The organism is Anoxybacillus flavithermus (assembly GCF_002742685.1).
Lineage (GTDB): Bacteria > Bacillota > Bacilli > Bacillales > Anoxybacillaceae > Anoxybacillus > Anoxybacillus flavithermus_E.
Genome location: NZ_PEDM01000020.1, coordinates 17,285 through 32,291, shown reverse-complemented (window position 1 = coordinate 32,291; position 15,007 = coordinate 17,285). Strand labels below are relative to the sequence as shown.

Annotated in this window: 18 protein-coding genes and 2 pseudogenes; 15 read left to right on the top strand and 5 right to left on the bottom strand. The window is 41.0% G+C overall.

The window, feature by feature from the left end; translation table 11 throughout:
* Positions 1-5 precede the first annotated feature (5 nt).
* Positions 6-377: a rhodanese-like domain-containing protein gene (locus CS060_RS09580; RefSeq protein ID WP_035019487.1), complete on the bottom strand. Its 372-nt coding sequence runs from the start codon at positions 375-377 to the stop codon at positions 6-8.
* A gap of 127 nt (positions 378-504) precedes the next feature.
* On the opposite strand from CS060_RS09580, the gene lipM reads away from it, so the two are divergent.
* The 7 genes and pseudogenes from lipM to CS060_RS09545 all read left to right on the top strand — a co-directional run bounded on the left by lipM (position 505) and on the right by CS060_RS09545 (position 7,836).
* Positions 505-1,341, top strand: a complete 837-nt coding sequence (gene lipM, locus CS060_RS09575) for an octanoyltransferase LipM (protein WP_035048315.1) — start codon at positions 505-507, stop codon at positions 1,339-1,341.
* Positions 1,342-1,501: 160 nt separating this feature from the next.
* Positions 1,502-2,287, top strand: a pseudogene (locus tag CS060_RS09570) (ribonucleotide reductase N-terminal alpha domain-containing protein); the annotation flags it as partial.
* A gap of 244 nt (positions 2,288-2,531) precedes the next feature.
* Entirely contained in the window at positions 2,532-3,413 is an 882-nt protein-coding gene (locus CS060_RS14140) for an LAGLIDADG family homing endonuclease (protein ID WP_069201718.1), read from the top strand.
* A gap of 74 nt (positions 3,414-3,487) precedes the next feature.
* Positions 3,488-5,263, top strand: a pseudogene (locus CS060_RS09560) (vitamin B12-dependent ribonucleotide reductase); the annotation flags it as partial.
* A 97-nt stretch (positions 5,264-5,360) separates the two neighbouring features.
* Entirely contained in the window at positions 5,361-6,386 is a 1,026-nt protein-coding gene (splB, locus tag CS060_RS09555; protein WP_099668909.1) for a spore photoproduct lyase, read from the top strand.
* Positions 6,387-6,455: 69 nt separating this feature from the next.
* A complete protein-coding gene (mntR, locus tag CS060_RS09550) occupies positions 6,456-6,884 on the top strand; it encodes a transcriptional regulator MntR (protein WP_004889573.1) in 429 nt (142 codons plus the stop codon).
* Between the two features lie 73 nt (positions 6,885-6,957).
* Positions 6,958-7,836, top strand: coding sequence for a patatin-like phospholipase family protein (locus CS060_RS09545; RefSeq protein WP_099668908.1), 879 nt, complete (start codon positions 6,958-6,960; stop codon positions 7,834-7,836).
* A 14-nt stretch (positions 7,837-7,850) separates the two neighbouring features.
* Here the strand turns inward: CS060_RS09545 and CS060_RS09540 are convergent, their stop codons facing one another.
* A complete protein-coding gene (locus tag CS060_RS09540) occupies positions 7,851-8,192 on the bottom strand; it encodes an SA1362 family protein (RefSeq protein WP_099668907.1) in 342 nt (113 codons plus the stop codon).
* A 19-nt stretch (positions 8,193-8,211) separates the two neighbouring features.
* Positions 8,212-9,141 (bottom strand): DUF1385 domain-containing protein, encoded by a 930-nt coding sequence (locus CS060_RS09535; RefSeq protein WP_035047630.1) that lies wholly within the window; start codon positions 9,139-9,141, stop codon positions 8,212-8,214.
* A 115-nt stretch (positions 9,142-9,256) separates the two neighbouring features.
* On the opposite strand from CS060_RS09535, the gene CS060_RS09530 reads away from it, so the two are divergent.
* From CS060_RS09530 to efp, 4 genes are read left to right on the top strand one after another with little or no spacing between them, the layout of a single operon-like run.
* A complete protein-coding gene (locus tag CS060_RS09530) occupies positions 9,257-9,820 on the top strand; it encodes a YqhR family membrane protein (protein WP_035047633.1) in 564 nt (187 codons plus the stop codon).
* Between the two features lie 37 nt (positions 9,821-9,857).
* Positions 9,858-10,304, top strand: a complete 447-nt coding sequence (gene aroQ / locus CS060_RS09525) for a type II 3-dehydroquinate dehydratase (RefSeq protein WP_035047635.1) — start codon at positions 9,858-9,860, stop codon at positions 10,302-10,304.
* Between the two features lie 2 nt (positions 10,305-10,306).
* On the top strand, positions 10,307-11,368 hold the full coding sequence (locus CS060_RS09520) for a M24 family metallopeptidase (RefSeq protein ID WP_035047637.1): 1,062 nt from the start codon (positions 10,307-10,309) through the stop codon (positions 11,366-11,368).
* Positions 11,369-11,386: 18 nt separating this feature from the next.
* Positions 11,387-11,944, top strand: coding sequence for an elongation factor P (gene efp, locus CS060_RS09515; RefSeq protein ID WP_003394108.1), 558 nt, complete (start codon positions 11,387-11,389; stop codon positions 11,942-11,944).
* A gap of 42 nt (positions 11,945-11,986) precedes the next feature.
* On the opposite strand, the gene CS060_RS09510 is transcribed toward efp, so the two are convergent.
* Together CS060_RS09510 and CS060_RS09505 are read right to left on the bottom strand one after the other, a co-directional pair.
* Entirely contained in the window at positions 11,987-12,499 is a 513-nt protein-coding gene (locus CS060_RS09510; RefSeq protein ID WP_035047640.1) for a GNAT family N-acetyltransferase, read from the bottom strand.
* 78 nt (positions 12,500-12,577) lie between these two features.
* Positions 12,578-12,886 (bottom strand): hypothetical protein, encoded by a 309-nt coding sequence (locus tag CS060_RS09505; RefSeq protein ID WP_099668906.1) that lies wholly within the window; start codon positions 12,884-12,886, stop codon positions 12,578-12,580.
* A 172-nt stretch (positions 12,887-13,058) separates the two neighbouring features.
* On the opposite strand from CS060_RS09505, the gene CS060_RS09500 reads away from it, so the two are divergent.
* From CS060_RS09500 to spoIIIAC, 4 genes are read left to right on the top strand one after another with little or no spacing between them, the layout of a single operon-like run.
* Positions 13,059-13,331 carry a YqhV family protein gene (locus CS060_RS09500; protein WP_035047645.1) on the top strand — a complete coding sequence of 91 codons (273 nt, stop codon included), beginning with the start codon at positions 13,059-13,061 and terminating at the stop codon, positions 13,329-13,331.
* 13 nt (positions 13,332-13,344) lie between these two features.
* On the top strand, positions 13,345-14,268 hold the full coding sequence (spoIIIAA, locus tag CS060_RS09495) for a stage III sporulation protein AA (RefSeq protein WP_099668905.1): 924 nt from the start codon (positions 13,345-13,347) through the stop codon (positions 14,266-14,268).
* The gene (gene spoIIIAB, locus CS060_RS09490; protein ID WP_035047647.1) at positions 14,269-14,781 is read left to right on the top strand and encodes a stage III sporulation protein SpoIIIAB; all 513 of its coding nucleotides are present in this window, start codon (positions 14,269-14,271) and stop codon (positions 14,779-14,781) included.
* A gap of 15 nt (positions 14,782-14,796) precedes the next feature.
* Positions 14,797-15,003, top strand: a complete 207-nt coding sequence (gene spoIIIAC / locus CS060_RS09485) for a stage III sporulation protein AC (RefSeq protein ID WP_035047649.1) — start codon at positions 14,797-14,799, stop codon at positions 15,001-15,003.
* The last annotated feature ends 4 nt before the right edge of the window (positions 15,004-15,007 follow it).

Here is a 15,007-nt window from a genome sequence, read left to right as displayed (position 1 = left end):
GCACCTTATTTTTTCTTCACTTTCCCTGTCCACATTTTAAAGCCACCTTTTAAGTGGTATAAGTCTCGATAGCCGTTGCGATACAACATTTGCGCAGCGCGACTGCTACGTATTCCACTTTGACAATATAAGTAAATGGGTTGATCTTTACGCAATTCTTTCATGCGCAAACGTAATTGTGAAAGCGGAATGTTACGTGCTCCTAAAATGTGACCAGCAGCGTATTCATCGGGTTCGCGAACATCGATGAGTTGCGCTTTTCGATAGCCTGCGCGGAACTCTTCTTCCGTCAGCGTTTGAACGATTCGTTTCTGGTAAAAGTATGTAATGACCGCGTACACAATAATTGCTCCGAGAATAATAAGAGCGATTGTCATGATGTCCCTCCTTCTTTTCATCGTTGCCATGTCTATTATATAAATGTTTTAGACAAGAAGCAAAGCATTTTCCATTGACTTATTATGTTTGCTACACTATAAAATGATAGAGGAAAGGGTGTAGTAGATGGAAAAAGAAGTATGGCGTTTTATTGACTCAGGCAACTGTTCCCCAGCGTTTAATATGGCGCTTGATGAAGCGTTGTTGGAATGGCATAGCGAAGGAAAAATTCCGCCAACCATTCGTTTTTACGGTTGGAATCCACCAACGCTTTCGATTGGCTATTTTCAAAAAGTCGAAAAAGAAATTGATATGGAAGCGGTCAAAAAGTACGGTCTTGGTTTTGTGAGACGTCCAACCGGTGGACGCGGTGTGCTTCATGATCAAGAGTTGACGTATAGCGTTATCGTATCAGAAGCGCATCCAGCTATGCCTCAAACGGTGACGGAAGCGTATCGCGTCATTTCGCAAGGCATTTTAGAAGGATTTCGCTTTCTAGGACTTGATGCGTATTTTGCCGTGCCAAAAACAGAAGAAGAAAAAGCAGATTTAAAAAATCCGCGCTCGGCTGTTTGTTTTGATGCACCATCCTGGTATGAACTTGTTGTCGAGGGAAGAAAAGTGGCAGGAAGCGCCCAAACGCGACAAAAAGGGGTCATTTTACAACATGGCTCGATTTTATTAGATTTAGATGAAGAGATGCTTTTTAGCTTGTTTAAGTATCCGAGCGAACGAGTAAAAGAGCGGTTACGACAAAATTTTAAAAACAAAGCGGTTGCGATCAATGAGCTAACCGATCGAAAAGTGACGATCGATGAGGCGAAAGAAGCATTTTTCAAAGGGTTTGAAAAAGGTTTAAACATTCAGTTGGAACGATATGAATTAACAGACGATGAGTTTTTTTACGTTCAGCAGCTAGCGAAAAACAAATACGAAACAGATGAATGGAATTTCAAACGGTAAATTTTTCTCTTGACAAATAAAAAACGCTTGACTTAATTATCAATATGTAGTATGCGTTTTGTAAAAAATCATACTACATATTGATTTTTTTATTGATTATTGTTGTCGATATATGGTAGTTTAATGTAGTAAGATTATGTTGGTAGAGGAGAGGTAAAAAATGACGGTTGCGTTTTCTGAAAAAATGACGGTGAATGTGGACAAGCTAAACGAAGACATTCGCCTATTCCCACAAGTGCACCCGATTACTCCTGAGATGCACATTACATATAAGGGTGTGTCGCGTTTAGTGATGCTTGATCGCTATTCGTTTAAAGATACGGAAAAGTTGACGTTAAGCATTGGAGACTTTGTCGTTTTAACGGTAAAGGAAGATCCGAAATTTCCAGCGCGTGGCCTTGGATTTATCGTTGAGTTGGACTGGGAAAATAAAAAAGCACACGTGCTTGTTGAAGAAGAATATCGTCATGTGTTGGAAGGAGGGGAAGCGAAAACAGGCATTGTTGTTCGTTCCCTCGATGTCATTGAAAAGCCACTTGAAATTTTTTATGAGCAAATTGCAAAGCGGAACGCAACCGGGCTAGCCGCTGTGGAGCAAACAGAAGAAAAACGAAAAGAGTGGTTTGAAAAGTTTTATGAACAGCTCGTCAGCCTAAATTTTGTTCCAGCTGGACGCGTATTGTACGGGGCAGGTTCTGGGACAGAAGTGACGTACTTTAACTGTTACGTCATGCCGTTTGTGAAAGACTCTCGCGAGGGCATTTCCGAACATCGAAAACAAGTGATGGAAATTATGAGCCGCGGTGGCGGTGTCGGAACGAACGGTTCGACCCTTCGTCCACGCAATACACTCGCGCGCGGAGTGAACGGAAAATCATCCGGATCGGTGTCATGGCTAGACGACATTGCAAAACTAACCCATCTTGTCGAACAAGGTGGCTCCCGTTAAAGTAGTGCCATTGGCGGGAGTAAAATCTCGCGAATTGCTGGAACCCCCTAAAGCCAATTGAACCACAACGTAGCTGGCAACGGCAAGCGTGACGGTGTAAAAATCAATTGGATGGAACAATGGGCGACCAGCAGCCAAGCATCTCTGGAAACGGAGATGAAGGTTCAACGACTATTGAAACTTCCTACAGTTCTCCATACAATGAATGTAATAAATAAAAATGTTTGGAGTGAGGGGAACCATGGAAGGAGTAAATCGTAACACTCGACAACGAGGTTACGAGGCGCGAGACAAAGAAGAGATATTGAAAAAAGCAAAAGATCTCCATAAAGAAGGATATAGCCAAGTTAAAATAGCCAAAATATTAGGTGTAAGTAGAGGAACTTTAAGAAGATGGAATGAAGAAACGAAAATGTTTGAAATCAGAAATCCTGGGGAAGCAGGTAAATTAGCTAACAAAAAATATAATTATTGTGAAAATTATTTCTCTGATATAAAAACTCCGAATCAAGCATATTTAGTTGGCTATATCTTAGGTGATGGCACAATTTTTGATCGTAAAAAATCAAAGCGCCTTGTCTTAACTTTAGCAGAAGAAGATAGACAATTGATTTACGATATAGCAAAAGAATTAAACATGCAAGAGGCGATCAAGTTTAGAAAAAGAAATGCACCTAATGAGCAAAACAAATATTCATTAACTATTAATTCTACAAAAATGTGTAATGATTTGATGGGGTTGGGAATAACTCCTAAAAAAACAGGGAATGAAACTTGGATAGAGTTTAATAGCGACAAGTTGCAATGGAGCTTCTTGCGTGGAGTATTTGATGCTGATGGACATATAAGAGTATATAAGAGATATTACCAAGAAAGGGATAAAACTTACTTAAAAACACGATTTGGTATTACTGGATCGAGGCAATTGTTAGAAGGAATCTTGAAGTTTTTGAAGTCTAAAGATATTGCGCAAAATGTCCATTCATTAACTGAGAAAGAAGGATGCTTTGATCTTCATATATCCAGCATTAAAGATGTGAACAAATTGTTCCATCACCTTTATCAACATGGAGATATAAAATTGAATCGAAAATATGAAACATTCTCTTCTTTGATGATATAGTCTGATCTCTGTTCGAAAGACAGAGAGCTAGGCAGAAATGACCTAGCCCACTCAAATGAGTGAGTAACAAATTGCGTGGCGCTCAAATGATTATGCTAGCCGATTGGCACCCGGACATTATTGAATTTATTATTTCAAAAATGCAAAATCCGCGCATTTTGCGCTATTTGCTTGAAAATACAGAAGATGAAGGTATTCAAAAAGCAGCGAGAGAAAAATTAAAGTTTACGCCACTTACTGAACAAGAGCGCGCGATGTATCAAGGGATCGTCAACTACAAAAACATCCCAGGATACGGCGGCTTTTCAGAAAAAATTATTAAAGATGCGGAAGAAAAGTTGCGGACAGGCGGTACGTATAGCGTGCACAATCCGGACTTTTTAACAGGAGCGAACATTTCTGTTTGCTTAACGAAAGAGTTTATGCAGGCAGTAGAAAACGATGAAGAATACGAATTGCGCTTCCCGGATGTTGAAACGTACTCGGAAGAAGAAATGCGCATCTACAATGAAAAATGGCACGAAGTCGGCGATGTGCGCGAATGGGAGAAAATGGGCTATCGCGTTCGCGTCTATCGAAAAATTCGTGCCCGCGAGCTATGGAAGCTCATTAACATTTGCGCAACGTATTCTGCAGAACCAGGCATTTTCTTTATCGACAACGCCAACGACATGACGAATGCAAGAGCGTACGGACAAAAAGTAGTCGCAACAAATCCGTGTGGTGAACAACCACTCGCACCTTATTCTGTGTGTAATTTAGCTGCAATTAATTTGGCGAATATGGTCGATAAAGAAAATAAAGTTGTGGATTATGAAAAATTAAAGCGGACGGTTGAAGTCGGTGTCCGTATGCAAGATAACGTTATTGATGCAACCCCATACTTCCTTGAGGAAAATAAAAAGCAAGCGCTTGGGGAGCGCCGCGTCGGTCTTGGCGTCATGGGGCTAGCGGATTTGCTCATTTATTGCGAGAAAGAGTATGGTTCGGAAGAAGGAAACCAGTTAGTTGACGAACTGTTTAAAACAATTGCGGCAACGGCGTATCGTGCGTCGATTGAGCTTGCGAAAGAAAAAGGAAGCTTTCCGTTTTTAGTTGGCGAAACGGAAGAAGAAACGATGAAATTGCGTGAAGCGTTTATTCACACCGGTTATATGAAAAAAATGCCGGACGATATTCGCCAAGATATTTTAACATACGGCATTCGCAACTCGCATTTATTAACGGTTGCTCCGACTGGATCCACAGGGACCATGATCGGCGTGTCCACAGGACTTGAACCATATTTTTCCTTCTCTTATTATCGAAGCGGCCGTCTCGGCAAGTTTATTGAAGTGAAGGCGGATATCGTTCAAGAATATTTAGATAAACATCCAGAAGCGGATCCGAACAACTTGCCGCATTGGTTTGTAACCGCCATGGACTTATCGCCAGAAGCGCATGCCGATGTCCAGTGCATTATTCAACGTTGGGTCGATTCAAGCCTTTCAAAAACGGTGAATGCACCGCGCGGCTATACGGTCGAGCAAGTGCAAAAAGTGTACGAGCGGTTATGGCGAGGTGGAGCAAAAGGTGGAACAGTCTATGTCGATGGTAGCCGCGATGCGCAAGTATTAACACTAAAAGCAGAAGAACATGCGGTCGAAGAGCAGCTAGAGCTTCTGCCAGAAGAACCGAAAAAGCGGGCTGTTGCCCTTGTTGAAACGATTCCAGATTTACGCGCAACGGACGTTACGATCGGTTCAGAAGTTGGAAACGTTTGTCCAGTATGCCGTGAAGGAACGGTCGAAGAAATCGGTGGCTGCAACACGTGCACAAGTTGCGGTGCCCAATTAAAATGTGGTTTATAACGTAAAAAGGGACGGGAAAACCCGTTCCTTATTTTATTACAAAAATTGTATTTCATCACCTCATACGAATAAACCATACTAACATTGAGGTGATTGTATGAAGCCATTTATTCCCCAGCTTGTTTATTTTGAGCCCGAAGCGCTTCATTATCCGCTCGGCAAAGAGTTATATGAAAAATTTAAACGTATGCATATCGACATTCGCGAAACGACATCGCATAACCAAGTGCGCGGCATTCCGGGAGATAACGAGCTTCAGCAATATCGCAATGCAAAATCAACGCTTGTTGTCGGTGTTCGGCGCACATTAAAATTTGATACATCTAAACCATCGGCAGAATATGCGATTCCTCTAGCGACGGGATGCATGGGGCATTGTCATTATTGTTATTTACAGACGACGCTTGGAAGCAAACCTTACATTCGTGTGTACGTCAATCTGGATGATATTTTTGCTCAAGCGAAAAAATATATTGATGAACGCGCTCCGGAAATTACGCGCTTTGAAGCGGCTTGTACGTCCGACATTGTCGGCATCGACCATTTGACGCATGCGTTAAAAAAAACGATTGAATTTATTGGTGCGACGGAATATGGTCGACTTCGTTTTGTCACAAAATATGAACATGTCGATCATTTGCTTGATGCAAAACATAATGGAAAAACACGCTTTCGTTTTAGCGTCAATTCACGGTATGTTATTCAAAACTTTGAACCGGGGACGTCTTCGTTTGACGCACGGCTAGAGGCGGCGCGAAAAGTGGCGCATGCTGGCTATCCGCTCGGATTTATCGTCGCTCCGATTTATATGCATGACGATTGGGAAGAAGGATATTTTGAGCTGTTTGAACGACTGAACAAAAACTTGCAAGGCATCGACCTAACAAATTTAACGTTTGAATTAATTCAACATCGCTTTACAAAACCAGCGAAAACAGTCATTCAAAAACGATATCCGAAGACGAAACTGGACCTTGATGAAACGAAACGAAAATATAAATGGGGACGATACGGAATTGGAAAATATGTGTATCAAGATGAAGAAGCCAATCGGTTGAATGACACGATTCGTTCCTATATTGCACAATTTTTTCCCGAAGCAACCATTGAATATTTTACGTAAATAGTTGTCATGCTTGGTAAACATGTTATAATCATAATGATTGCGGATGTTTGTTTAGGAGGGACACATATGCCAACACCAAGCATGGAAGATTATATTGAGCAAATTTATATATTGATCGAAGAAAAAGGATACGCCCGCGTATCGGATATTGCTGAAGCGTTATCTGTTCATCCCTCCTCTGTGACAAAAATGGTTCAAAAGCTTGATAAAGACGAATATTTAGTATATGAGAAATACCGAGGGCTCGTACTTACTCCGAAAGGAAAAAAAATCGGCAAGCGGCTTGTGTATCGCCATGAGTTGCTTGAACAATTTATGCGTCTCATTGGTGTAGATGAAGAAAACATTTATCGCGATGTTGAGGGAATCGAACATCACTTAAGCTGGAATGCAATTGACCGCATCGGTGACTTAGTACAATACTTTGAGGAAGATCGGTCACGTCTTGAAGCGCTTCGCAACATTCAAAGGCAAAACGAGCAAGAACAGGCATAAACGCTTGTTCTTTTTTGTTTTTTATGCTCAATCCCTCCCATTTTTCATACATATATGGCGAGGAGGGAAGAGCATGGAGATTGATGGTGTATTTTCCGGTGGAGGCGTTAAAGGTTTCGCATTGATTGGGGCATACGAGGCGATTGAGGAAAAAGGTTTTCGCTTTAAACGGCTTGCTGGTACGAGCGCAGGGGCACTTATTGCTTCGTTTATTGCATCGGGATTTACAAGCAAGGAAATGATAGGCATGATGGACGATATGAATTTAATGGATTTTCTCGATGAGCGACGTACGATCATTCCGTATGCGTGGTTAAAATGGCTCGTTCTTTATTGGAAATTAGGATTATACAAAGGAGAAAAGCTCGAACGATGGATAAGTGAGCAGCTAGGTAAAAAAGGAGTGTACACGTTTGCTGATTTGCCTCACGAACGATTACGCGTTGTTGCTTCTGATTTAACGAATGGCACGATGCTTATTTTGCCAGATGATTTACCGAAATACGGCATTGATCCTCTCCGTTTTCCTGTCGCCAAAGCGGTCAGAATGAGCATCGGCATCCCTTATTTTTTTGAGCCTGTGCGGTTAAAGACAGACGAAGGGAAGCATATTGTCGTTGATGGTGGCTTACTAAGCAATTTCCCGATTTTTTTATTTGATGAAGAACGGAAAAAACGACCTGTTCTAGGCATCAAACTAAGCGCAAGACAGGCGCAAAAAGCCAAAAAGAAAATTAATAATGCCATTGATTTGTATGAAGCGTTGTTTCAAACGATGCGCGAGGCGCACGATGAACGGTACATTTCACGCCGCCATGAAAAAAACATCGTTTTCCTTCCTGTCAAACATGTCGTTGCCACCGATTTCTCAGTGACGGATGAAGAAAAAAAGAAGCTCATTTCGTTTGGAAAAGAGCGCACCAAACAATTTTTAAAAACGTGGACGTATTAAAAGAAAAAATCGGGTTAAAAAGAAGCCCGATTTTTTTTCTTTCCTTTTTTTCCTTCAATGACTGTTAAATGAGTAGCGTGCTTTTTCTTTAAAGCGGTTGGGCGCGGTTGTTTTTTCGACGTCGGCTTCGTTTTCTGGTGGTGGAGCTTTTTCGATTGTTTTACCGCTTTTTGATACGAACGACTAAAGTTTTGTCTTTGTATCCATTTATATATGCCATAAAAGACACCTGCGACCAATCCGATGAGAAACACTTGTTTCAACAACTGCATCGGATCGTTCCATAGACGATAAGAAAACCCAACAATAGCGAACACAATAAGCAAAGTGACAAGCGGGAATGGGCGCCGACGCAATCGATCCACCTCCTTTATGTTACACCACTTCTTCTTGCTCGTTCGTCGCTTCTCCCTCTAACTCAAGCAAACGTTGAAATGATGCGATCGCTACTTCCACTTGATCATTAGTCGGTTCTTTCGTTGTTAATAGTTGTAGCCATAAACCAGGATAGCCTAACCAACGCAACACAGGAACATGCCGCAACGCGTTTGTGATTTGTAATACTTCAAACGATAGTCCTAATACAACAGGAATGAGCGCTAAGCGATTTAACACGCGCACCCAAAGCGGTTCGGTCGGGACGAACATGTAAACGAATACGCCGATGATGACAGTAAATAAAATGAAGCTGCTGCCACAACGATAATGAAGGCGAGATTGTTGTTGTACATGTTCAACCGTCAATGGTAAACCATTTTCATAGGCATTAATTACTTTATGTTCTGCTCCATGATATTGAAACAGTCGTTTGACAAGTGGCGTAAGCGAAATAAAGTAAATATAACCTAAAAGTAAAAGAAGTTTGAAACATCCTTCTACAAGTATTTGAGCTGTGTCCGATGGGAAAATCGGTCTCGTTAATTCAGCCAAAAATACAGGAATAAGGGTAAAAATAAATTTGCCGAATAGAAACGACAACACGCCGATCAGTGCAACACCTAAAATCATCGTCCATTTGGACGGAGGTTCCGCTTGCAACGTTTCATCTTCGGTCGGATCGAGGTCGTATCGTTCGCTTGAAAATTGTAAATGTTTCGATCCGTTTGCGCTTGCTTGAATAATGGCAAAAATGCCGCGAAGAAACGGAATTTTTTTAAATGAAGCAAGCGTTCTGTTTGTTTCGCGTGGAACGTGAAAATACTCAATCGCACCGTCTTTGCGGCGAATGGCCGTGACGGAATGATTGCGTCCAGCAAACATGACGCCTTCAATGACTGCCTGCCCACCGTATACGTTTTTGCTCATAAGAAGACACCAACCTATTTTCTTTTTTCTTATATTCTACAAGAAAACGATAAAAACCTCTAGGTCGATGTATTGTTTGTATTTGTATTGTTGCCAAAAATGAGAGCTCATACACATGAGATGCAACATTTTGGACAAGATAAAAACGGAGGTGATTGCTGTGCAAACAAAAATGAAACAAGACGCACAACTGGAACAAAATAAAAGAGAAAAACCAATGCCCGTTTTAGCAAAAGTCGCGCTGATCGGTTTTATTGGAGGTGTATTTTGGAGTTTCCTCGCATACTGTGCTTATTTTTTTCATTTTACAGAAGTCGCGCCAAACTTCATTTTGCAACCGTGGGCGATCGGTGATTGGAAAAACGAAGCGCTTGGTCAGACGATTGCGATTTTGTTCATTGGGATTGCTTCTGTCGTTGCCGCGTTTGTATACTATGCTTTTTTAAAAAATCGTCAAGGCATTTGGCCAGGCGTCGCTTTCGGCATCGGGTTATGGGTGCTTGTTTTTTACGTCTTAAATCCAATTTTTCCACAGTTAAAAGCCGTTCCACAACTTGAGCGAAATACGGTTGTCACGATGGTATGCTTTTACATTTTATATGGAATGTTTATCGGTTATTCCATTTCATTCGAAGTAGCAGAGATGAGGCGACAAAAACAGGTCGATGTGGTAAAATAACCATATGTATTTTCATCAGCAAAGGGGGGAGAGGGGAATGGTTCGATTCCTCCTTTTAAACGGTCCGAACTTAAATCGTCTCGGAATGAGAGAGCCACATATTTATGGCCATACGACACTTGCACAACTAGAAAAACAGCTAACGGAATTTGCTAGTGAGTATGGGGCGGAGTTAACGTGTTATCAAAGCAACTACGAAGGGGCGTTAATTGACCAAATTCATCGGGCGGAATCGTTATACGATGGAATTATTTTCAATCCTGGGGCGTTTACGCATTATAGTTACGCCTTGCGTGATGCGATTGCTAGCATACAAACGCCAGTTATTGAAGTACATATTTCAAATATTCACGCAAGAGAGCCGTTTCGTCATCAATCTGTTCTTGCTCCGGTGACGGCCGGACAAATTGTCGGACTTGGTGTGAACGGATATCGGTTGGCGATTTTAGCGTTGCTTGATATCGTTGAAGGGAAGGAGAAATAACATTGAATAAAGTACAAAAACTTCGTGCACAATTTGCCGAACATGGCATTGACGGATTTCTCATTACAAACGATTATAACCGTCGCTATATGACGAATTTTACTGGAACAGCTGGTGTTGCTTTAATTAGCGAAACGGATGCCGTATTTATTACTGACTTTCGTTACGTTGAACAAGCGACAAGACAAATTGAAGGATATGAAATTGTGCAACATACGCAAACGCTCATTGAAGAAGTAGCGAAACAAGTCGAACGATTAGGCATTCAAAAGCTTGGATTTGAGCAAGACGATCTTTCGTATGCAACGTTTTCAGCATATGAAAAAGCGATCAAAGCGACGCTCGTTCCTGTTTCCGGTGCAGTTGAAAAGTTACGCTTGATTAAGTCAGAAGCAGAGATTAAGATATTAAAGGAAGCAGCCGAAATTGCCGATGCCGCCTTTCATCATATTCTCGATTTTATTCGCCCAGGTGTGCGTGAAATAGACGTGGCAAATGAGTTAGAATTTTTTATGCGCAAACAAGGAGCGACAAGTTCATCGTTTGATATTATCGTTGCATCCGGCGTGCGCTCAGCGTTGCCACATGGAGTGGCGACAGATAAAGTCATTGAAAAAGGTGAGTTCGTCACGCTTGATTTTGGGGCATATTATAAAGGATATTGCTCTGATATTACGAGAACGGTTGCAGTTGGAGATGTAAGTGACGAGTTAAAGCGCATATATGATGTCGTGTTGCAAGCTCAGCTTCGTGGTGTTGAACATATTCGTCCAGGGATGACAGGGCGAGAGGCAGATGCGCTCACACGCGATTACATTTCTGCTTGCGGATTTGGTGAGTATTTTGGGCATTCCACTGGTCATGGTCTCGGCATGGAAGTACACGAAATGCCGGCGCTTTCGATGCGTTCGGATACAGTGCTACAGCCGGGAATGGTTGTGACGGTGGAACCGGGCATTTACATAGCGGGATTAGGCGGTGTTCGCATTGAAGATGACATCGTCATTACAGAAAACGGCAATGAGCGGCTCACTCTTTCACCAAAAGATCTCATTACTTTATAGACGTAGGAGGAAATGAACATGATTTCAGTAAACGATTTTCGTACAGGCTTAACAATTGAAGTCGATGGTGACATTTGGCGCGTCATCGAATTCCAACATGTGAAACCAGGAAAAGGTGCGGCGTTCGTTCGCTCAAAACTTCGTAACTTGCGCACAGGTGCAATTCAAGAAAAAACGTTCCGCGCAGGTGAAAAAGTAAGCAAAGCACAAATCGACAACCGCAAAATGCAATATTTATATGCAAACGGCGATCAACACGTGTTCATGGATATGGAATCATATGAGCAAATTGAGCTACCTGCAAAACAAATTGAACATGAATTAAAGTTTTTAAAAGAAAACATGGAAGTATTTATTATGATGTACCAAGGTGAAACGATTGGTGTCGAATTGCCAAACACAGTTGAATTAAAAGTTGTTGAAACCGAGCCAGGCATTAAAGGCGATACAGCATCAGGCGGTTCAAAACCAGCAACGTTAGAAACAGGCCTTGTTGTTCAAGTACCGTTCTTCGTCAACGAAGGCGATGTATTAATTATTAACACAACAGATGGCACATATGTATCACGTGCGTAATGGAAAATTGTAAAAAGTGAGAAATTCAGCTTGTTGGCTTTGTCAACAAGCTGAATTTTGTATATGGGATTTTTTAAGTTTTAGCACCATTCGAATTGTTTTTAACGTATGACCATCAAATTCTTCGACAAACTCTTTCACAACTTCAAAACCTTTAGCTTCATAAAAGGTCTTTCCGATTTGATTATCTTTTTCCACATTTACATAAATTTCATTTACACCGTCTATTTGTATCCCTTTTTGCAATAAGGCTGAACCGATTCCTTTGCCTTGTTGTTTTGGATGAACATAGAGAGCCCATAATTCAACACTTCCATCTTTCCCTATCGGAGAGAAGTTAGCAAACCCGACAATTTTCTCATCCATTTCAGCAACAAAGAGGATAGAACGATCTAATCGTTGTTTCATTCGCTCATCACTATAAGCCGATTTTAAAAAATTTTCTTGCACATCTGAAGGAATAATTCCTTCGTAAGTAACATTCCAAGTTATTTTCGCTATATATTGAATTTGTTTTATATCTTCTTGTTTCATTTTGCGAATGACGTATGCCATCTCGATCCCCTTCCATTGTTGTTTAGTATACCGATTTTGCTGTGCCCTCCTTCATTCAAAGAATTAGCAAAAGGTTTTTTACCATAAATCTTTCCAAATGTTTATGATTTTTCGTGCAATCCCCTCTTTAATGGCACTAGCAATAAATAAAGTAACAAAAAATAGAGAGTAAAGAAAGATAAGGGCGGAAGAAATAAATGACAGTTCATTTTTATGAAAAATATAAAATAAATAAAAATAAAGAAAAATCGGCAAGTTTATGTATAATATAGCATCGATTTGTTTTGAATTTATATTAGAAGTTTCCACTCGTTTCAATGCAAAATTCATAATTGGTAGAGTGGGAATTAGGCAAATAAATAAACCGATAACGTATTTTAAATTCAAACCGTTCCCTCCCTTCATTACATCTTTTTAAATTATTACTTTTTATACAAACATTGTATGACTTCCCCTCTCTATCTGCAAACATCTTTCACTATAAATTTTCCTTTCTATACTTCTGAATCCCGCCATTTCCGCATACGTTGTACTAGCACCGTTGTACAAGGAGGATGCGATGAAAATTGATGCGACTGTTTGGACGATGGCTGGTCTACGTTTTTTATCTGCGGCGATTGAATTAAGCGCAGCGATTGTTATGCTGTCGCTCAATGATGTAAAAAAGGCGATTGCGGTCAATACATTGCTCGCGATTGTTGGTCCGACGATTTTTTTCGTTGTCATGATAATTGGGCTTGTTGCAGTAGCGAATGAGTTGTCATTGTTTAAACTCGTATGGATCGGCGCTGGGGTTGTATGCATATTAATCGGTATTTATGTCGTGAAATGAGGGAGGGAAGAGGATGCAAGCAGTGTTTGAGATGTTGCCTAAAACGCTCGTTGATGCTATTCAATCGTCTTCTATTTTTCACAAGTCTACGATTGAAGAAATTCGCATTCGTATTCAACGGCCGCTGGAAGTCATTGCTGGTGGGAGGTCGTACATATGTCCGCATGTTGTACAAACGGAAGAAGGTGTCGAGCTATTAAATAAACTAAGCCAATATTCTCTTTACACAATCGAGGAAGAGTTAAAAAAAGGCTACATCACCATTCAAGGCGGACACCGAGTCGGTTTAGCTGGAAAAGTAATTACAGAAGGCGGAAAAGTAAAAGCGATCCGACATATTACGTCATTTAACATTCGGATGGCTCGGCAACAAATCGGCATGGCTGAGCCGCTTCTTCCTTATTTATACGATGGACGATGGCTCAATACGATGATCATTGGGGCACCACAAACAGGAAAAACAACGCTTCTTCGCGATATCGCACGCATCGTAAGCATCGGAGTGAAAGAGAGGCATATTGCACCTCAAAAAGTAGGCATCGTCGATGAACGGTCAGAAATTGCTGGTTGTGTCAAAGGCATTCCGCAATTTACATTCGGTTATCGCGTTGATGTGCTCGATGCATGCCCGAAAGCAGAAGGGATGATGATGATGATCCGTTCGATGAGCCCAAACGTTCTTGTTGTCGATGAAATTGGAAGCGAAGCGGATTGCATCGCGATTTTAGAAGCGGTTCATGCGGGAGTGGGCTTATTTATGACAGCGCACGGTCGTCAACTAGACGATACGATGAAACGTCCATCACTGCGCCCAATTATAGAACAAGCTGTATTTGAACGATTTGTTGAATTGACGAATATCGGACGTCCTGGAACGATTCAAGCCATTCGTGATTCAAACGGTCGTGATGTATATCGAAAGATGAGTGTGATGTAAATGAAATGGATTGGAGCGATATGCATTATAATGGCGACGACATGGTCAGGTTTTGAAGCGTCGCGACTTTTACGAGAGCGTACAAGACAGTTGCGCCAGTTAAAAATGGCGTTGCAGTCACTTGAAGCAGAAATTATGTATGGGCATACGCCATTAATGGACGCCGCGTTTCGATTATCTCAGCAACTATCGAAACCGTTATCATGGCTGTTTGAATCGTTTGCGCAAAAGTTGCAAAAAGGAACGATGAACGCACATCAAGCATGGGAAGAAAGTTTACACGAAGTATGGAAAATGACCGCCTTAAAAGAAGGGGAATTGGAAATTATGAAACAGTTTGGCGAGACGCTTGGACAATATGATCATGAAATTCAGCAAAATTATATTCGTTTAACGATGGTGCATTTAGAGAGAGAAGAAGGAGATGCGACTGAAAAACAACAACGTTATGAAAAAATGATGAAAAGTTTAGGTGTATTAACGGGCATTCTCATCGTGCTTTTACTCATATAGAGGAGGACATTCGAAATGGGTGTTGACGTAGATTTAATTTTTCAAATTGCTGGTGTAGGTATCGTCGTTGCTTTTTTGCATGCTGTTTTAGAAGGAATTGGAAAAAAGGAATATGCACAATGGATTACATTATTAGGGTTTATTTATATTTTATTTTTAGTCATTTCAATCGTTCAAGACTTATTCCAAAAAATTAAATCTGTTTTTTTGTTTCAAAGTTAGGAGG